Here is a 19,531-nt window from a genome sequence, read left to right on the forward strand (position 1 = left end):
GAGCCCGACGTCGAATCCGACGATCCGCTCGATGAGTCGGAGCTTGCCGATCCGTTGGACGAGTTGGAAGACGACGAGGACGACGACGCCCCAGCATCCGCCGCGTCCGAACTGGACGATGAGCTCGACGTCGACGCTGAAGCCGGCAGGTCCAGAAAACTCGTGCCAGATCCAGCCGGTGCTGCTTCCGGCGCGCACCTGGTACCAGCCCCCGCTGCGGTCCAGCACATCGACCTCAGTATTGGGGGCCACAGTGCGCTGCACCGCGTGGCTCATCCCCGCACCGGAGCGCATGTTGACCCCCTCGGTGGTTCTCACAGCATCCGAGTCCGACGCCGAAGCACCGGTGGCGGTGGCGGCCGGATCCGAGGAGCCCGAATCTGAGGAGTCCGAATCCGGAGCATCTGAACCCGGAGCGCCCGAGGATCTGTCGGAACTGGAGGACCCGGATCCCTCGGTGCTGGAGGAGACCTCGTTGCTGGAGGATTCTGGTGCGTTATCAGCAGGCGCTGCGTCGGCGTCCTGCTGGGTGCCGCGCAGATGATCCGCATACATCCACAGGGTGCTGCCGTCACGCTCGAAGCTCGCCCACTCGCCGCTGCGACCGGTGATCTGAACACCGGTGCCGGGGTTCAGCACCGTGACCACTGGCTGGTCCGTCCCCGCGCCGCTGCGCGCGTTGAGGTACACCCCGTCTACTGTGTGGGTGGCGGTGGGAGCCTGCGATGGGTCGTCATCGGATGTGTCCGACGCGGTCGAAGAGCTGCTCTGCTCCGAGGCCTCCGATGCGCCGCCTTCAGACCCGGAGCTCTCTGAGCCAGCGCTGTCGGATGCGGGGCTGCCAGAAGCTGAGCTGCCAGAACCCGCCTTATCAGAACCAGCGCTGCCGGATTCGGAGCTGCCAGCGGCGGAACTGTCAGGGGTTGAGCTCTCCGCAGCTGAGTTGTCAGAATCAGCGCTGGAGGAGTCTGCCGATGACCCGTCGGAGAGGTAGGAGCCGTGCGACCACCCCTGCTGACCATTGGACCGCCGGATCTGTACCCAATCTCCGTCAGTGGAGACGACGCTGACGCGCTCACCGGCCGGCATTCCTCCGACCACCCCATGTGCGGTTGCCGGGCCGCTGCGCACGTTCAGCGCAGTGGTGACCTCATGCGTCTGCGTGCCAGAGTCTGCCGCTGGCTGCGAGGCGTCGGCATCGCTGGCTGACGATGTCTGCGAGGAGCTCTCTGATTCGTCGGCAGGCTCCAGGTAGGCGCCGTGGGACCAGACCTGCTCACCGCGGCGGGTGAACTGCACCCAGTCACCGGAGGTGGCGGTCACGGTGATCAGTTCGTCGGTGGGCATCCCCTGGCGGATGGCGTGGTTCGTGCCGGGGCCGCTGCGGGCGTAGAGCGGCTCGGTGACGCGGTGCTGCCCCGCTGAGCTGGACCCTGCCGGTGTCGGTCCGGAGGAGTCGGCAGAGGTCCCTGCCGGAGCGTCCGGGGTGAGGTGGCCGTGCCGCACCCATCCTGTTTGGTCACCGGCGGTGACGCGCACGAAACCGTCGGCGGCGTCTCCGGGCGCTGAGGTCAGTTCTGCTCCGCGGTCCAGCTGCGCCAGCATCTCAGCATTCGGGCTGGCTGAGGCCAGCAGCTTCGTGCTCTGCGCGGCGTAGTAGTCGCAGCTGGATGGTTTGTCGCGCTGTTGGACGCGCTGAGCATTGTTCTGCAGGTCCACGCCGCGCTCAGCGAGCCACGCTGTGGGGTCCAGCGCGGTGCCGGTGTGCCAGCCGCCCCGCCAGATCTCCAGATGCAGGTGCGGTGTCACGGTGGGCCCGGAGTCACCGACGACGCCGACCGTGTCGCCGGCACTGACGGAGTCACCGACGCTGACGTGGGACTCAGCGTCCCACACGTGCAGATAGCCGGAGTGGTAGACCTGACCGCCGATGTTGTGGCGCACCACGATGAAGCCGGCCCGGCTGGCAGTCCCATCGACGGTGCGCACCACGGTGCCGTCACTGATCGCGGTGATGGGCGTTCCTTCAGCAGTCACGAGATCCTGTCCCTGGTGATTGGCAAAGGCTCCCTGCACAGACATGCAGCGCGGCCCCGTGCCGGTGGAGAAGGTGTAGCTCTGCTCAGCCAGCGGGTCAGCGAAAGTGCCCGCAGTGCTGCCGGTGCTGATGCTCACCCCGGAGGCCAGGCCTGCTGCCGGTGCGGTGTGGCCGGAACCGGTCAGCGGCTGCGGGAGGCCATTGGTGATGGGGGCATCAGCCGCGTGGGCGGCGGCGACTGAAGCTGGCAGCGTCAGGCCGACGGCGAGCGTGCCGACGACCGCCGACGAGAGTTTCTTCGGCACAGGTCTTTTCCTCACTGGTCGTGGTGCAGTAACGACTCCATAGCGGCTGGCCGGCAGCTCCTGGCGCGATGGGAATGGGAAGCCGCGGAGCCGTGGCAAGCCTGAGGTCACTGTAGTCAGGCGCTCAGGGTTGGCTACAGTGCGTGTTTCGACCTGTAGTTGAAGGACAGTGGTGCCGCTCTGTGCTGAGACCCAGGCGCGGCGGACAGAGAAGAGAGCCCCTCGGCCGGCCGATTGGCCTGTCGAGGGGCTCTCTTCTTCCCGCTCCGGTCAGCTCAGCGCTGACTGGTCATTCAGGGCTGACTGGTCATGAAACGACTATGCCTTGTACCCCACAGTCTCGGTGGACTCCTTCTGCGGCACATGGACCATGTCCTCAGGACCGGGGATGTACTCCGGGTCCTCCATCAGACGGCCGGCCCGGCGGTCGGCGATGTACTGCTGCATCTCCTTCTTCACCACCGGAGCCAGGATGCACAGGCCGATGACGTTGATGAAGATGCACAGGAACAGCGCGGCGTCGGCGAAGTCGATGATGTTGGCGAAGGTGACCACGCAGCCGATGACGATCATCACGCACACAATGAGCCGGAACGTCATGTCTCCGGCCATCGACTTGCCGAACAGGTAGCGCCACGCCTCCAGGCCGTAGTAGGCCCAGGTGATCAGCGTGGAGAAGGCGAACATGGCCACGCAGATGGCCAGCACCACCGAGAAGCCCGGAATGAAGGAGTCGAAGGCGTTGGAGGTCAGGCCCACTGGGTTCTCGTGACCCACCCCGATGGAGGCCTCGAAGTCGGCCGGCCACGCGAAGATGATCACCAGAGCGGTCATGGTGCAGACCACCACGGTGTCGATGAAGGGCTCCAGTGCGGCAACGAATCCTTCGGAGACCGGACGGCGGGTCTTCACCGCGGAGTGGGCGATCGGGGCTGAGCCGATGCCGGCCTCATTGGAGAAGGCCGCGCGCTGCACGCCGATGATGATCACCCCGAGGACGCCGCCGCTGATTCCTTCGGGGCTGAAGGCTCCGGAGATGATCTGACCGACGGCCTCACCGAGGTTTCCGATGTTGGCGAGGATGACGATGAGCGCACCCAGCACGTAGATGCCGGCCATAATCGGAATCAGTTTGCTGGTGACCGCACCGATGGATTTGATGCCGCCGATGATGACCAGCGCCACCAGGCCGGCAAAGATGATGCCGAAGAGGAAGGCGAACCATGTGGCATCCAGGAAGTCGAAGGTGGAACCGCCGGTCTGGGCATCGATCGTTTCGCCGGCTGAGGTGATGGCGCCGTATGTCTGGTTGGCCTGGAACATGCCGCCGCCGATGACACCGAAGAGCATGATCGAGATGGCGAACACGCCGGTGATGATGGCCACCGGGACCTTGCCCAGCCGGTGGAAGGCCACCGGAAGGTATTTGAACGGGCCGCCGTGGACGTTACCATCGGCGTCGATGGTGCGGTAGCGGACTCCCAGTGTGCACTCAACGAACTTGGTGCACATACCGAAGAGACCGGCCAGGACCATCCAGAAGGTGGCACCGGGTCCGCCGAGGGAGACCGCGGCAGCCACACCGGCAATATTGCCCAGCCCCACAGTGGCCGACAGTGCTGAAGTCAGCGCCTGGAAGTGAGAAATCTCTCCTGGATCGTCGTCACGGGAGTACTTGCCGCGGATGACTTCCAGCGAGGTCTTGAATCCGGTGAACTGGACGCCCTTGAAATAGATGGTGAATGAGATGGCGGCGACCACAGCCCACAGCACCACCAGCGGACCGTCCCACAGTGTGGCCTCTTCCGGAAATGGCGCGCCCAGGGGAACGGTGACTTCAGTGCCGAAGATGAGATTGACGAAGAATCCGGTGGCGTTGCCGAAGACTTCATCAATCGTGTCGGCGACCTGCTGAAGGCCGGAGACTTGCTCCTCGGCCCCCATGGCCGCAATATGTCCCAGTGGATTCATCGTGCTGATCCCCCTCAGGTGGGTGCAGTGATAGGTGACGCTGGTCTAGCAACAATTGTCTGTAGGCTGGTTCAGCTCCTCGACTAACTGCAAGGAAAATGTAGCAACCTTCGGACAGATGAGGGAATATTGCCAGATTCTTGAGCGTGTCGCAAGTCACATTGGAGCGGACATGACGACGCCGCCCCCTCCAAGCGTTCGGAGAGGACGGCGTCGCGGGAAGCTCAGGGTGAAGTGAGGGGTGGAACTAGGGGGTCATGCCCAGCTTCTCCAGCACGATCTCCTTGACCTTGGCCGCATCAGCCTGACCCTGGGTCTCTTTCATCACTGGGCCGATGAGGGCGCCGATGGCCTTGAGCTTTCCGCCCTGGACCTTCTCAACGACGTCGGGGTTCTCCGCCATGGCCTTCTCCACCGCCGCGGTGAGCGCACCGTCGTCGGAGACGACCTCCAAACCGCGTACGGTGACGATGTGGCTCGGGGCTCCCTCCCCCGCCAGGTGATGCTCCAGGACTTGGCGGGCGATCTTGTCGTTGATCCGCCCCTGCTCCACCAGCTGGTTCAGCTCCACGACGGTGGCCGGCTGCACATCAAGGGCGGCAGGGTCAGCATCACGAGTCTTGGCCAGCCGTGAGATCTCGCCCATCCACCATTTGCGCGCCGCTGCAGGGGCTGCGCCATGGGCCACTGTCTCCTCAATCTGGTCGATCAGGCCGGCGGCGACGACGTCGCGGAACTCCGCCTCGGAGAACCCCCAGGCTTCGCGGAGCCTGCGACGGCGTTCGGCCGGCGGCTCCGGCAGCTGCGCGCGCAGCTGCTCGACCCAGTCTGCGGTGACGCTGATCGGCACCAGGTCCGGTTCGGGGAAGTAGCGGTAGTCGTCGGCGTCGGACTTCGGGCGTCCGGAGCTGGTGGTCCGGGAGTCCTCCTTCCAGTGGCGAGTCTCCTGGACCACACTGCCGCCTGCGGAGAGCACCCCGGCATGCCGGCGGATCTCGTAGTGCACCGCGTGTTCGACCGCGCGCAGCGAATTGACGTTCTTGGTCTCTGAGCGGGTGCCGAAGGTGGCAGATCCTTTGGGCATCAGGGACACGTTGGCATCGCAGCGCACGTTGCCGCGCTCCATGCGGGCCTCAGAGATGTTCAGACCCTTCACGATGTCGCGCACTGCAGTCGCATAGGCCCTGGCGAGCTCCGGGGCGCGGGCTCCAGCACCGGTGATGGGTTTGGTCACAATCTCGATCAGCGGCACGCCTGCACGGTTGTAGTCGACCAGCGAGTACTCCGATCCCTGGATGCGTCCGGTGCCACCGGCGTGGGTGAGCTTTCCGGCGTCCTCCTCCATGTGGGCGCGCTCGATCTCGATACGGAAGACTTCGCCGTCGTCGAGCTCGACGTCGAGGTGCCCGTCGAAGGCGATCGGTTCGTCGTACTGACTGGTCTGCCAGTTCTTGGGGGTGTCGGGATAGAAGTACTGTTTGCGCGCGAACCGGCAGAAGGATGCGATCTGGCAGTTCAGCGCCAGGCCCAGCTTGATGGCCGACTCCACGGCCGCACCGTTGAGCACCGGCAGGGCGCCCGGCATCCCCAGGTCCACCTCGTTGACGTTGGTGTTGGGATCATCGCCGAAGGCGTTGGGTGCGGAGGAGAACATTTTGGTCGCGGTGTTCAGCTCCACGTGGATCTCAAAGCCCATCACCGGCTCATAGGTCTCCAGCGCGGCCTCAAAGCTCAGCGGCGCCGCGTCTGTGGTGCTCTGGCTCATTTGGCTACCTCCATGTCTGGAACCTGCGCCCACACGGGCGTACCGGCATCGTCGTTGAGCAGCTTCTCCAAGGCCCGTCCCGCGTGGTACACCTCGGCATCCCCGCGCGCCGGGGCGAGGAACTGGACGCCCACCGGCAGACCCTCGGCGAGTCCGCCGGGCACGGAGATGGCCGGGATTCCGGCTAGGTTGGCGGGGATGGTGGCGATGTCGTTGAGGTACATGGCCATCGGATCCTGAAGCTTCTCCCCCAGCGGGAACGCCACGGTGGGCGAGGTGGGCGAGATCAGCACATCGGCGGAGGCGAAGGCGGCCTCGAAGTCGCGCTGAATGAGCGTTCGGATCTTCTGGGCCGAACCGTAGTACGCGTCGTAGTAGCCGGCCGAGAGCGCGTAGGTGCCCAGGATGATGCGGCGCTTGACTTCCTCGCCGAACCCGGCGGCCCGGGTCGCCCCCATAACTCGTTCGATGGTCACCGGCGGCTGGTCCGGAAGCACGCGCTGACCGTAGCGGACCCCGTCGAACCGGGCCATATTGCTGGAGGCCTCCGAGGACATGATCAGGTAGTAGGCGCCCAAAGCGTACTCGAAGCTGGGGCAGTCCACCTCGACGATCTGCGCCCCGGCTGAGCGCAGCAGCTCAAGCGACTCCTGGAAGCGGGCGAGCACAGCGTCCTGGTAGCCGGTGCCCTGCAGCTGCTTGATGACCCCGATCCGCATTCCGGCCACCTCGTGGTTGCCGGCAGCTGTGCCGAACCCCGGCACTGGCTCAGGAAGCGATGTGGAGTCCTTGGGATCGTGGCCTGCGATCAGTTCGTGCAGCAGTGCCGCGTCCTCCACGGTTCGGGCCGCCGGACCGATCTGGTCCAACGAGGAAGCCATCGCGATCGCGCCGTAGCGGGAGACGCTGCCGTAGGTGGGCTTGGTGCCGACGGTGCCGGTGACCGCTGCGGGCTGCCGGATGGAGCCGCCGGTGTCGGTGCCCAGCGCCAGGGGGGCTTCGAAGGCCGCCACGGCAGCTGCCGAGCCGCCCCCGGAGCCGCCGGGTATCCGGGAGGTGTCCCACGGGTTGCGGGTGGGTCCGTAGGCAGAGTGTTCTGTGGAGGAGCCCATGGCGAACTCGTCCAGGTTCGTCTTGCCCAGGATCGGCAGCTTCGCCTGCCGGATCTTGGTGACCACAGTGGCGTCGTAGGGGCTCATCCAACCTTCGAGCATCTTCGAGCCGCTGGTGGTCGGCTGCCCACGGGTGACGATGAGGTCCTTGACGGCGACCGGGACTCCGGCCAAGGGATGAAGCGCATCGGCCTGGGCACCGCCTGCCGCCCGCAGCCTGTCCACCTCGGCGGCGGTTTCCAGTGCTTCGTCGGCGTTGACGTGCAGGAATGCGTTGATCTCGCCGTCCACTGCGGCTATCCGGTCCAGGTGAGCCTGGGTGAGCTCGACGGAGGAGATTTCGCCTGCGGCCAGCTTGGCGGCCATCTGGGCGGCTGTCAGTGTGATCAGGTCAGACACGGTGATCACTCCCCGTCCATGATGGCAGGAACCTTGAATCGTCCGTCCTGGGCATCGGGGGCATTGGCCAGGGACTCTTCGGCGGTGAAGACGTGCCCGACCTCGTCGCGGCGGAACACGTTGCGCAGCTCCACCGGGTGGGAAGTGGCCGGCACCTCATCTGCGGCAGCCTCCTGCACGGACTTCACCGAGTCGACGATGACGCCGAGCTCCCCGGTCATCTTGTCCAGCTCCTCATCGGTCATGGCGATGTGGGCAAGTGCGGACAGATGCTCCACATCGGCGCGCGAGATCTCAGGCATGCATCTCCCTTTAATGTTGGTTGGGCGGTTCTCTGTGGGCCAGTTTACTGGCCGCGGCTCGGCCCCGAAGGACCGGAATCTCAGGAGGTGACGTCAACCAGGATGACGGTCACATTATCGCGGCCGCCGTGGCGCAGCGCCTGGTGGATGAGCCAGTCCACGGTGTCCTGCGCGTTGTGGCCGGCGTTGAGGATGTGGGCGATCTGCTCGTCGGTGAGCTCCCCGGTCAGCCCGTCGGAGCAGACCAGCAGCCGCTGGCCGGAGGCGACTGTGGCCGTGCTGAAGTCTGCGTCCCACATGTCTCCGGCGCCCAGCGCCCGGGTGATGACGTTGCGCTGCGGGTGGTTCTCCACCTCATCGGCAGTGATCATGTCTGAATCCAGCAGCTCCTGCACCTGCGAATGGTCGCGGGTGAGGCGGATGAGGGCACCATCGTTGAGCAGGTAGGTGCGCGAGTCGCCGATGTTGAACACCAGCCACTGCCACTGGCCGGTGCCTCCCGCATCGGCGTCGGCAGTGCCACCGTGACCGGGAACCACCACCGCACCGGTCAGCGTCGTGCCGGCCTTGGAGTCGGTGGCTGCGCGGATGCGGGCGTCGGCGTCGTCGAGGAACTGTTGGATCTCTCCCTGGCCGACTTTGCCGCCGGCGGCCTCCCAGCCTTCGGCCAGCGCCTGAACGGCGACTGAGGATGCCACCTCACCAGCCTCGTGGCCTCCCATACCGTCGGCGACGGCGAAGAGCGTATCGGTGACCACATAGGAGTCTTCGTTCAGTTCCCGGCGCAGCCCCACGTGAGAGCCGTAGCCGTAGTCGGCGTAGGGCTCCGGGGTGGTCTCGGGGCTGTCGGCGCTCAAAGTCACGCACCCATCTTGTCATGAATCGCGACAGATTCGTGACCAAATTGTGTCCCGCCTGTGACGTGTGCGCTCAGTGGGAGTCGAGCGAGATGCCCGAGCCGTTGGCCCGCAGCAGCAGATGGGGTGAGACTTCCCCGAATCCGCGCACCAACCGCGGCGGCTGCGGCACCAGCAGGTAGTCTTCGGTGACCTCCAGGGCCTCGGCGGTGGCCTCATCGACCAGAACTGTGCCGGGGTCGGCGATGCCGGTCAGCCGGGCGGCTAAGTTCACCGTGGGCCCGTAGATGTCGCCCATCCGGGAGAGCACCCTCCCCCACACCACCGAGACCCGCGCCTGCGGAAGAACGTCGTCGGCGGCCATGGACTCCGACAGCGCCAGCGCGATCTCAGCCCCGGCCTCGGGCGTCTCTGCGTTGTAGAGCACCTCGTCGCCGACGGTCTTGACCAGGCGGCCGCCGCCGATGGAGATGATCTCAGCGCATCGGGATTCGAAGCGCTGCACCATCTGGGCCAGTGTGCGTTCGTTCATCTGCCGCGACAGCGAGGTGTAGGAGACCAGATCGGCGAAGCCCACCGCCCGGGCCAGCGGCAGCGGCGCGTCGTCCTCGGTGCCGTCGCGACTGCGCGAGAGCGAGGCCAGCCCCGACTCCACCCGGACGGTGAGCCGCTGCAGCGCGGCGGAGAGCTGACGGCGCCAGGCGTAGTTCATCAGTTGCTGGACCGGCTCAATGAGCTGCGGCAGCTCCTCAACTACCTGGCTGCGGGCCTGGGCGTCGGTGAGGCGCTCATTGGCGATCTTGTCCTCCACCAGCGCCTCGATCTGCCACACCACCATTCGGTCGGTCATCTGCCCCACCGAGCGGGTCAGTGAGATGGCGGCCTCCTGGTTCAGATGACCGTCGCGGACCAGCTCCACCATTCTGGCCAGGGCGTCGGCGTCGGCTTCGGTGAACGCCTTGATGTCTTCGTCGAGGTTGGGGAACCCCAGGGCACGCCAGAGTCGGCGGGCCGAATGGGTGGAGACTCCCATCCGTGAAGCCATCTGCCGGTAGGTCAGGGTGCGCTCGGCCCCCAGGAGTTGGTGCTCGAGCTTGCGGATGTTGCCGTGCCAGTCACGCTCCCGCCGGCCGGGGATCGGGATCGCGGCCGTGACCGAGGATCGGTGATACTGCGGATCCTCGCGTTCGCCGTCGTCCTGCGGCTGTGGCCCTGGGGTGAACCCCCGGTTGGGCACCCTGGGCACCGGGGAGGTGAGCAGCGGTCCGTGCCCCCGGGGTGCGGGGAAGTCCGACCAGTCAGCGCGGGCTGCGGCAAGCTCCTCGTCGCTGTACTCAGCCGCCCCCGCGTCGGACTGCGCCTGCCCGCCTGCGCCTTCGTCTGCCATGTAGTCGGGCAGATGCGGCGTCTGCGGTGAGGGCCCAGTGTTGGAGGACCCAGGGCCAGAGGACGCGCGGCTGAAGGGCGGGTCGTAGTCGCCGGTCATGTCTTCGCTCCAGCGATCGGGCCCGGCGGCGCCGAATCCTCGTCTGCGGGCCCGCTCCCAGGAGGCGCGGCCGGCGTCGTCGGGCCCCTCTTCGGTCACGGCCTCAAAATCGGTGGGCCCCTCAGTAGGCGCCATAGCCACCCCCAAAGCTGGATCCGGCCACGTCTCCGCGCCAGGGGTCGGGCCCAGGCTGGACCGGCTGTCCACTGCCCGGTCCGGCACCCCGCGCATGGGCCGCCTGCTGGGCTTGGGCGCGGCGCCGGTGGGAGGAGAGCTCCTGGGCGATCAGGTTGTTGAAGCGTTCGGCGTCGGGCATGTCCCGAAGGCGGGTGCGCTGGTGCTGGCCGAAGGCCCCGTGAACCAGGGCAACAGTGCCTGCCCCGCTCATCTGCTGCAGCTTGGCCTGGCGCACCTCGGTCTGGGCCAGCAGCGCCAGTGGGATGACCGTGGCGTGGCCGGCACCGATCATATTCTTCTGCACGATCCGCTCAGTGGTCAGGTAGGTGTGCCGGTTCAGCCAGCCCCACGCCGGCTTCAGCGTGCCGAAGACGAGGCTGAGCAGCCCCAGGGCCCAAATGATGAACACGAAGATATGACTGTACTGCTGAACGAAGGTCGGCTGGGTGTCGCGGGAGACGTAGCCCAGCAAAAAGCTCACCAGGGCGATGGTGACCAGCAGGTTCACCACCACCGACACCAGGGCGCGGTGATGGGCGCGGGTGCGGACGATCACCTGTTCGCCCTCAACCAGCTTCAGCAGCATCGGCCCGAAGCACCTCCTGTATCGTGATTCAGCATCAAGTCTACTGGGGGTCGGTCACCTGGCGCGCCCTCCGGCGGCCGGCCGCAGGTGGACCACGTCGCCGGCGGTGTAGGACTCACGGACCGCGCGGCTGGATTCCCAGAGCCCCTCATGACCGCCACCGGCCTCAGGGTCAAGCACCGTACGACGCCGGGCGGTGACCTCGACCTCGAGCGCCCCGTGCGTATCGACGCGCACAGCACGTCCGCGCACGGCGGTCCCGCCGGGCAGCTCCACCCGCACCTGCTCACCGGGGGTGCTCACCGCGGCGATGATGTCTGCCCGCAGCGGCTGCACATCGGCGTGCTGCTGGATCCGGCGCATCAGCTGGGCGAACGAATCCAGCCAGTCGGCCAGCAGGTCGGTGCGAAGCGCAGCCGCCTCAGCAGATTCCACATCGGGTGTCGGATGACCGGCGCGCTGAGCCTCCAGCACCACCGAGGTGGCGGTCTGCGTGGGCAGCTGCTCAGCGCTCTGCAGCACGTTGATGCCGCAGCCGATGATCACCGCACTGGGATCATCGGGTGGGACCACCGCGAGCAGCCCGGCGATCTTTCGGCCGTCGACGTGGACATCGTTGGGCCATTTCAGGGCGGCGGCAACGTCACGGGCGCCCAGTGCTCTGACCAGAGCCAGCCCCGCGGTCAGGGTCAGCCAGTGCCACTGCTGCCTCGGCAAGCTGGGGCGCAGCAGAATCGAGGTGGACAGCGTCGAGCTCTTCGGTGAGGCCCACCCGCGGCCCAGGCGCCCGCGGCCGGCCGTCTGCTCCTCGGCGGTGAGCACCGCCATATGCGGCCACTGGGCGGCGAAGTCCGGCGCGGCCGCGGCGCGCAGCAGCTCGGCGTTGGTGGAGTCGGTGGTCTCCACCCGCACCAGCCGGGAGACCACCCCCGGCTCCACCAGCCGGTGAGTCAGCTGCGCCTCGTCAAGCACCGGTGCCTGCCCTACAGGAAGATGTCCGGCACCAGGGCGGCGTCCGGATTGACCGCATAGGCGCTGAAGTCTGTGGTGCCGGCGGCGGTGAGCACCTGCTCATCGGTGAGGAACCCGCCGCTGCCCAGCTGGGCTTCGCCGCTGATCAGCGCGTAGGCGGCATCAGCCATGATCTGCGGTGTGCGGGCCCCCTGCAGCATCTGCTCACCGCCGGGAAGGTTGGCGATGGCGGCGGTGGCGATGAGCGTCACCGGCCACAGCGAGTTGACCTCCACCCCCGTGTCGGCCAGTTCGGCGGCCAGTCCGTAGGTGGTCATCGACATGCCGTACTTGCTCATGGTGTAGCCCAGATGGGCGCCGAACCACGTGGAGCTCAGCCGCCCCTGCGCATCGGTCAGCGGTGGGGAGAGGGTGAGGATCTTCGGCGCCCAGCCGGGCTGGCCCGACCCGTCAGCACCCGCAGCGCTGCGGCGCAGATGCGGGATCGCCGCCTTGGACATCGCGAAGGTGCCGCGCACGTTGATGTCCTGCATCAGGTCGAAGCGCTTCATGTCCAGGGACTCCGTGGGGCTGAGGTCGATGGCCGAGGCGTTGTTGATCAGCACATCGATCCCGCCGAAGTGCTCGGCGGCGGCGCTGACGGCGCGTGCGACGTCGTCGTCGCTGCGAATGTCACCGACCACTGCCAGCCCCCGACCTCCGGCGGCCTCCACATCGGCGACTGCGGTGTGGACGGTGCCCTCCAGCGTGGGGTGCGGCGTATCCGTCTTGGCCACCAGGACAATGTTTGCCCCAGCCTCGGCGAGCCGCACCGCGATGGCGTGGCCGATCCCGCGGCTTCCGCCGGAGATCAGCACTGTTCTGTTCTGCATGGTGGGAGCCGCTGTCGGCTCAGATGTCGACGTCATGATCATTACCTTACTGCCCAGTAGCCGTCTTTGCCGTGACCCTCGCGCAGAATTGTAGGGTATCTACATCCGTCTGAGCGCAGAGCCTCATTAGACTGGCGACCAGATTGTGGACACCCAACAGAACGACGACGAAAGTAGTGCGCCACCGACCATGACTTCCTCTGCTGATCTGAAGACCACTGCGGGCAAGATCGCCGATTTCCGGCGTCGTCGTGATCAGACCCTGGCCCCGGCGGGCGAGGAGTCGATCGCCAAGCAGCACAACCGCGGCAAGCACACCGCCCGCGAACGCATCGAACTGCTGCTGGACGAGGACTCGTTCGTGGAATTCGACGCCCTGGCGGTGCACCGCACCCACGCCTTCGGCATGGAGAAGAAGAAGCTTCTGGGTGACGGGCTCGTCGGCGGCTACGGCACCGTCGACGGTCGACTGGTTGCCGTCTACGCCCAGGACTTCACCGTGTTCGGCGGCTCGCTGTCTGCGGTCAACGGCGAAAAGATCGTCAAAGTCCAAGAGTTCGCAGCGCGCAACGGCTGCCCGCTGATCGGCATCAACGACGGCGGCGGCGCCCGCATCCAGGAGGGTGTGGCCTCACTGGCGATGTTCGCCGATATCTTCCGCAACAACGTGCACTCCTCCGGGGTGGTCCCGCAGATCACCCTGATCATGGGGCCGGCGGCCGGCGGAGCCGCCTACTCTCCTGCGCTGACCGACTTTGTGATCATGGTGGACAAGACCTCCCACATGTTCATCACCGGCCCGGACGTGATCAAGTCAGTCACCGGCGAAGATGTGGACATGGAGTCCTTGGGCGGAGCGCGCTCGCACAACACCACCACCGGCACGGCCACGTATATGGCCGCAGACGAGCAGGACGCCATCGAGTTCGCCCAGGAGCTTCTGGAGTTTCTGCCGCTGAACAACTTGGCCGAAGCGCCGGTGGAGCCTGCTGAGCAGCGAGCCAAGATCGAACAGGAGGATGAGGCGCTCAACGACCTCATCCCGGATTCGGCCTCCGCCCCCTACGACATGACCGTACTGATCGAACAGCTGCTCGACGATGGTCACTTCCTGGCGCTGCAGGCCCTCTACGCACCGAACATGATCACCGGCTTCGGCCGGATCAACGGCCGCAGCGTTGGGGTGGTGGCCAACCAGCCCAGCCAGCTGGCCGGCACCTTGGACATTGCCGGCAGTGAGAAGGCCGCCCGGTTCGTCCGCTTCTGCGACGCCTTCAACATCCCGATCCTCACCCTGGTGGATGTGCCCGGGTTCCTGCCCGGCACCGACCAGGAGTGGGGTGGCATCATCCGCCGCGGGGCCAAGCTGCTCTACGCCTACGCCGAGGCAACCGTCCCGAAGATCACGGTGATCACCCGCAAGGCCTTCGGCGGCGCCTACATTGTGATGGGCTCCAAGAAGCTGGGAGCTGACGTCAACCTGGCCTGGCCCACCGCCCAGATCGGGGTGATGGGCGCCCAAGGTGCGGTGAACATCCTCCACCGCCGGGATCTGGCGTCCGCTGAGCAGGACGGCGAGGACGTGGAGGCAAAGCGCCAGCAGCTCATCGACGAATACGAGGAAGCCCTCTTAAACCCTTATCAGGCCGCCGAACTGGGCTACATCGACGCCGTGGTGGAACCGGCCGAGACCCGCTGGCAGATCTCCAAGGCCCTGCACGCCACCTACCACAAGCGCGAATCACGGCCGGTGAAGAAGCACGGAAACATTCCCCTCTGATATGAGACGGCAGACAATGATGACGACGACGCCCACGGCCGCAGCCCAGACTGACCCCCAGGCCCCGCTGGAGGCCGCCGCTCAGTTGCAGACTGCTGAGCCGCAGGCTGCCGAGCTGGAGGCCGACACTGCGGCTGACACTGAGGCTGCGGCTGCGGTGGGGATCCGCGGCGCCCAGCTGAGCGATGATGAGACGGCGGCCGTGGTGGCGGTGCTGGCTCGATTGGCGGCAGCCGAACCGGTGAGCTCCGATGCCGGGGGCACTGGTCCCACCGACCGCGCCGTCCAGCGTCGCCACCGGCTGCAGCTGGATCAGCACGGGCTGTGGGGCCGCCCCGGGCCAAGCTCCTGGCAGGCGGCAGGAGGTTTCGGATGACCCGACTCGTTCTGGCCTCCCAGTCCCCCAGCCGGCGCAGAGTGTTGGACCAGGCCGGCGTCGTCTTTGACGTTGAAGTCTCCTCAGTCGACGAGCCGGCAGTGGTGGAGGCCGCCTCCGCCGGAGCAGAGCTGGGCGCAGCCGAGACCGCCCTGCTGCTGGCCCGGGCCAAGGCCGAGGCCGTAGCTGCGCTGCCCGCATCCCGAAATACGCTCGTGCTGGGCTGTGACTCCGTGTTCGAACTGGACGGGGTCACCTACGGCAAGCCCTACGAAGTCGATGTCGCCGTCGAGCGGTGGCAGCAGATGCGTGGCAGGACCGGCACCCTGCACACCGGCCACTGGCTGGTGGACGCGGGGACGGCGGCCACCACCGCAGAGCACTCGTGGCTCGGCTCCGCAGCGATGACCAAGGGGCCGCTGGGCGTGCCGGAGAGCACCCTGACCTCTGCTGGGGAGACCGTCTCCTCCCAGGTGAGGTTCGCTGAACCCAGCGATGAGCAGATTCGCGCCTACGCGGAGTCCGGCGAGGCGCTGCACTGCGCCGGGGCGTTCACCCTGGAGGGTCGCGGCGCTGCGTTCATCGACCGGGTCGAGGGCGACCCCAACGCCGTCATCGGCCTCTCCCCGGCGGCGCTGAACCGGCTGCTGAGTGAGTTCGGCCGCAGCATCACAGATTTTTGGACATAACCACATCGATTGCTGGATTTTTGTCGTTCTGAGCCGCACGAACCGCTCATAACGACAAAAATCCAGCAACCGGCACCAGGAACGACGACGAAGGACCTGCAGATGACCGAGTTTTCCACGGTACTGATCGCCAACCGCGGTGAGATCGCAGTGCGCATCATCCGCGCCGCCCAGGACGAAGGCCTTGCCACAGTGGCGGTCTACGCCGAAGCGGACCGCCAGGCGATGCACGTCCACGCGGCCGACGAGGCCTATGCGCTCGGCGGGGAGTCGGCATCCGATTCCTACTTGGACATGACGAAGGTGCTGGCCGCCGCGCAGGCGACCGGCGCTGATGCCGTGCACCCCGGATACGGGTTCCTGTCGGAGAACGCGGAGTTCGCCCAGGCGGTCATCGACGCCGGGCTGGTCTGGATTGGCCCCCCGCCGGAGGCGATCCGGCTGCTGGGCGATAAGGTCTCGGCCCGTCAGCTGGCGGAGAAGGTCGGTGCGCCGCTGGCTCCGGGCACCAAGGAGCCGGTCTCCTCAGCGAAGGAGGTGCTGAAGTTCGCCGAGAAGCAGGGTCTTCCGCTGGCGATCAAGGCTGCGCACGGAGGCGGAGGCCGCGGCATCAAAGTGGTGCGTGAGCGCGATGAGATCGTCGAGCTCTACGAATCGGCCGTACGGGAGGCCACAGCGGCGTTCGGCCGCGGCGAGTGCTTCATTGAGAAGTACCTGGACAGGCCGCGCCACGTGGAGACGCAGTGCCTGGCCGATTCCCACGGCGGCGTCGTGGTGGTCTCCACCCGCGACTGCTCCCTGCAGCGCCGCAACCAGAAGTTGGTGGAGGAGGCACCGGCACCGTTCCTCACCCGGGCGCAGAATCGCCAGCTCTACCGGGCTTCGAAGGCCATCCTGAAAGAAGCCCAGTACGTCGGGGCCGGCACCTGCGAGTTCCTCATCGGCGCTGATGGGACGGTGAGCTTCCTGGAGGTCAATACTCGCCTTCAGGTGGAGCACCCGGTCTCCGAGGAGGTCACGGGCATCGACCTGGTGCGCGAGCAGTTCCGCATCGCTCGCGGGGAGAAGCTCGGCTACGAGGACCCCGAGGTGCGCGGGCACAGCATAGAGTTCCGCATCAACGGTGAAGACCCGGGGCGCAGCTTCATGCCCGCCCCCGGGACGCTGGAGACCTTCAAAATGCCTGCCGGGCCGGGGGTTCGGGTCGACTCGGGGGTGCGTGCCGGAGAGACGATCTCCGGGGCCTTCGATTCGATGGTCGCCAAACTGATCGTCACCGGTGCTGATCGTCGTCAGTCGCTGCAGCGGGCTCACCGTGCACTTGCCGAGATGCAGGTTGAGGGGATGCCTACTGTCCTGCCGTTCCACCGCAGAGTGATCACCGACCCGGCGTTCGCCCCTGAGCTTCAGAATCCGAAGGCCCAGTCCTTCCACGTCCACACCCGGTGGATCGAGACCGAGTTCGTCAACGACATCAAACCGTTCAACGCGCTCACCGCCCGCCCCGGCGACGGCGAGGACTCCGAACGCGAAGATGTGGTGGTCGAGGTCAACGGCAAGCGAGTGCAGGTCAACGTGCCGGCATCCTTGGCGGCCGGCAAGCTCTCCGGCGGCGCACCTGCTAAGAAGCGGCGGAAGAAGCGCACCGCCGCAGCGACGGCTGCCTCCGGGAACTCTCTCACCTCACCGATGCAGGGCACCGTGGTGAAGGTGGCGCTCAAGGACGGCGCCAAGGTCGCTGAAGGCGACCTCGTCGTCGTCCTGGAGGCGATGAAGATGGAGCAGCCGATCACCGCCCACAAGGCCGGCAAGCTCAAGGGCCTCAAGGTGCAGTCCGGTTCCAGCGTGAAGGCCGGGGAGGCTGTGGCCACCATCGTCGACTGAACGCCTGCAGCGAGCCGCACAGGAAAAGTTCACCGGGATTAGTGCCCTGTGAGCATCGGGTCGGGTCGGCTACGGTCAAGGTATGCGAGGACTTGCCAGCAGCACCGCCGCAGCGGCACTGCTCGTCAGTGCCTGCGCCCAGGACTCGACCACGAAGACGCCGACGACGCCGCCGGCAGAGACTTCAGCTGTGCAGCAGGAGGCTGCCGCACAGTTCGAGACGGTGGAGCACGAGCAGTTCGACGCACCGTGGGCGCTGGAGTTTTTGCCCGGCACCCAGTCGCTGCTGATCACTGAGCGCACCGGTGCGCTGAAGCTGCGCAGCCAAGACTCCGGCGAGGTGCGGGAGGTCAGCGGTGCCCCCGAAGTGGTGGACGCGGGCCAGGGCGGTATGCACGATGTGATAGCTGGCCCCACCTTCGGACAGGACCGGACCATCTACCTCAGCTGGGTGCGCTCGGCCGAGGGCGGCACCCAGGGTGTGGTGGGTCGCGCCCAGCTGGATACGGACCAGGCGGCGTTGGAGAACCTGGAGGTGATCTGGGAGCAGGACCCGGCGGCCGGTGACGGGCATTTCTCCCTGCGCATGATCGTGCTGGACGAGATGCTCTATGTCACCTCCGGGGACCGCCAGCAGATGGAGCCGGCCCAGGATATGAGCACCAACCTCGGCACCATTGTGCGGCTGAGACTAGACGGCGATCCCGCCCCGGGCAACCCATTCGCCGACGCCGGCGGGACCGCATCCCAGTTCTGGACGATCGGGCATCGCAACCCGCTGGGCATCGCTTCGGACTCACACGGCAACCTGTGGTCTTCGGAGATGGGTCCGCAGGGCGGTGACGAACTGAACCTGATTCGCGAAGGCGCCAACTACGGCTGGCCCCAGGCGTCGATGGGGGTGCACTACGACGGCACAGAGATTGCCGACCACACGGAGGGTGACGGCTTCGAGTCGCCGAAGGCCCACTGGGTGCCGGCGATCTCCCCCGGAAACCTGATGATCTACCAGGGTGAGCTGTTCACCGGGTGGCAGGACAGCGCATTGCTGGGCGGTCTCTCCGGTGAGAATCTGGTGCGGGTGGAGCTCGACGGCGAGACCGCAGAACCAGCTGATGAGTGGGACGTCGGCGAGCGCATCCGCGCCGTTGAGGAGTCCCCCGACGGCGCCGTTTGGGTGGCCACCGATGGCGGGTCGCTCATGGAGCTGCGTCCTGGACAGTAGGCCCGCCACCGAAGGCGCCTCGGGCGGTGCGCCAGCGGCGGTAGGCCAGCACGGTGAGCACGATGACCACGGCCCAGGCGATGAGCACCCAGGCACCGCTGATCACCCCGGGCTCGGCGATGAAGTTGCCGACGGCCACCAGCGATATCTGACCGGGGATCATGGAGAGCAGGCTGGCCGGCACATAGACGTGCGTTCTGACCCCGAACGCGCCGCTGCCGTAGTTCACCGGCCAGTACGGTACCCCCGGCATCAGCCGCAGAGTGCAGACAGCCTCGAAGCCGGCGCTGGTGAGCTGATTCTCCACGTGGGCCCGGTAACGTCCCAACATGCGCGTGACCACCTGTTTGCCCAGCGCGCGAGCGAGCCAATAGGCGCCCCATGCGCCGAGAAAGGCCCCGATCACTGAGAGCACGCTGCCTATGGTCAGCCCGAACAGCAGCCCGCCGGTGACCGCCATGATCGTCACCGGTATGGGAGTCAGCGCCGCCAGTGCGTAGAGGCCGATGAAGATGAACCACCCGGCCCAGCCGAAGCCCTCAATCGTGGCCTGCAGCGTGTCCACCGGCGGCAGATCAACGTTGAAGACCACCCAGATCATAGCCAGCACCACCACGATCAGGGCGACGTTGCGCAGCCACGTGGCCCAGGGGGCCTCATGATCACCGGCGGCCGGTTCGCCGTCCTGGTTCTCCTGCATGCACGTCATGTTATCGCTCCTCGCGCGCCGCTGAC

16 protein-coding genes are annotated in these 19,531 nt (G+C 66.6%); 5 read left to right on the plus strand and 11 right to left on the minus strand.

Annotated elements, in window-relative coordinates:
* The 10 genes from FHX47_RS09035 to FHX47_RS09080 all read right to left on the minus strand — a co-directional run.
* A partial coding sequence (locus FHX47_RS09035) for an SH3 domain-containing protein (protein WP_183358615.1) occupies positions 1–2,343 on the minus strand: 2,343 nt, incomplete at its 3' end.
* 318 nt (positions 2,344–2,661) lie between these two features.
* Complete coding sequence (locus FHX47_RS09040; RefSeq protein WP_246328137.1) at positions 2,662–4,314, minus strand: alanine/glycine:cation symporter family protein; 1,653 nt, start codon at positions 4,312–4,314, stop codon at positions 2,662–2,664.
* Positions 4,315–4,561: 247 nt separating this feature from the next.
* Positions 4,562–6,079: an Asp-tRNA(Asn)/Glu-tRNA(Gln) amidotransferase subunit GatB gene (gene gatB / locus FHX47_RS09045; protein ID WP_183358607.1), complete on the minus strand. Its 1,518-nt coding sequence runs from the start codon at positions 6,077–6,079 to the stop codon at positions 4,562–4,564.
* Positions 6,076–7,557, minus strand: a complete 1,482-nt coding sequence (gatA, locus tag FHX47_RS09050) for an Asp-tRNA(Asn)/Glu-tRNA(Gln) amidotransferase subunit GatA (RefSeq protein WP_221206312.1) — start codon at positions 7,555–7,557, stop codon at positions 6,076–6,078. The genes gatB and gatA overlap by 4 nt, the downstream gene beginning before the upstream one ends.
* A gap of 38 nt (positions 7,558–7,595) precedes the next feature.
* On the minus strand, positions 7,596–7,892 hold the full coding sequence (gene gatC / locus FHX47_RS09055) for an Asp-tRNA(Asn)/Glu-tRNA(Gln) amidotransferase subunit GatC (RefSeq protein WP_183358609.1): 297 nt from the start codon (positions 7,890–7,892) through the stop codon (positions 7,596–7,598).
* An 80-nt stretch (positions 7,893–7,972) separates the two neighbouring features.
* Entirely contained in the window at positions 7,973–8,755 is a 783-nt protein-coding gene (locus FHX47_RS09060) for a PP2C family protein-serine/threonine phosphatase (protein ID WP_343064355.1), read from the minus strand.
* Positions 8,756–8,822: 67 nt separating this feature from the next.
* The gene (locus FHX47_RS09065) at positions 8,823–10,136 is read right to left on the minus strand and encodes an adenylate/guanylate cyclase domain-containing protein (protein WP_183358635.1); all 1,314 of its coding nucleotides are present in this window, start codon (positions 10,134–10,136) and stop codon (positions 8,823–8,825) included.
* Between the two features lie 220 nt (positions 10,137–10,356).
* Positions 10,357–10,998 (minus strand): hypothetical protein, encoded by a 642-nt coding sequence (locus FHX47_RS09070; RefSeq protein ID WP_183358616.1) that lies wholly within the window; start codon positions 10,996–10,998, stop codon positions 10,357–10,359.
* Between the two features lie 54 nt (positions 10,999–11,052).
* Positions 11,053–11,970: a biotin--[acetyl-CoA-carboxylase] ligase gene (locus FHX47_RS09075; RefSeq protein WP_183358617.1), complete on the minus strand. Its 918-nt coding sequence runs from the start codon at positions 11,968–11,970 to the stop codon at positions 11,053–11,055.
* 11 nt (positions 11,971–11,981) lie between these two features.
* Positions 11,982–12,878 (minus strand): SDR family oxidoreductase, encoded by an 897-nt coding sequence (locus FHX47_RS09080; protein WP_183358618.1) that lies wholly within the window; start codon positions 12,876–12,878, stop codon positions 11,982–11,984.
* A 154-nt stretch (positions 12,879–13,032) separates the two neighbouring features.
* Between FHX47_RS09080 and FHX47_RS09085 the strand changes: the two genes are divergently transcribed.
* The 5 genes from FHX47_RS09085 (at position 13,033) to FHX47_RS09105 (ending at position 18,796) form a co-directional block, all read left to right on the plus strand.
* On the plus strand, positions 13,033–14,622 hold the full coding sequence (locus tag FHX47_RS09085) for an acyl-CoA carboxylase subunit beta (RefSeq protein ID WP_183358619.1): 1,590 nt from the start codon (positions 13,033–13,035) through the stop codon (positions 14,620–14,622).
* 16 nt (positions 14,623–14,638) lie between these two features.
* Positions 14,639–14,998 (plus strand): hypothetical protein, encoded by a 360-nt coding sequence (locus FHX47_RS09090; RefSeq protein ID WP_183358620.1) that lies wholly within the window; start codon positions 14,639–14,641, stop codon positions 14,996–14,998.
* Positions 14,995–15,687: a Maf family protein gene (locus tag FHX47_RS09095; RefSeq protein ID WP_183358621.1), complete on the plus strand. Its 693-nt coding sequence runs from the start codon at positions 14,995–14,997 to the stop codon at positions 15,685–15,687. The genes FHX47_RS09090 and FHX47_RS09095 overlap by 4 nt, the downstream gene beginning before the upstream one ends.
* 102 nt (positions 15,688–15,789) lie before the next feature.
* Entirely contained in the window at positions 15,790–17,571 is a 1,782-nt protein-coding gene (locus FHX47_RS09100) for an acetyl/propionyl/methylcrotonyl-CoA carboxylase subunit alpha (protein ID WP_183358622.1), read from the plus strand.
* Between the two features lie 82 nt (positions 17,572–17,653).
* Positions 17,654–18,796 carry a PQQ-dependent sugar dehydrogenase gene (locus FHX47_RS09105; RefSeq protein WP_183358623.1) on the plus strand — a complete coding sequence of 381 codons (1,143 nt, stop codon included), beginning with the start codon at positions 17,654–17,656 and terminating at the stop codon, positions 18,794–18,796.
* Here the strand turns inward: FHX47_RS09105 and FHX47_RS09110 are convergent.
* Complete coding sequence (locus tag FHX47_RS09110) at positions 18,771–19,496, minus strand: TVP38/TMEM64 family protein (RefSeq protein ID WP_246328143.1); 726 nt, start codon at positions 19,494–19,496, stop codon at positions 18,771–18,773. The genes FHX47_RS09105 and FHX47_RS09110 overlap by 26 nt on opposite strands.
* Positions 19,497–19,531: the final 35 nt, after the last annotated feature.

Origin of the sequence: Garicola koreensis (assembly GCF_014195445.1) — a bacterium.
Classification (GTDB): domain Bacteria; phylum Actinomycetota; class Actinomycetes; order Actinomycetales; family Micrococcaceae; genus Nesterenkonia; species Nesterenkonia koreensis.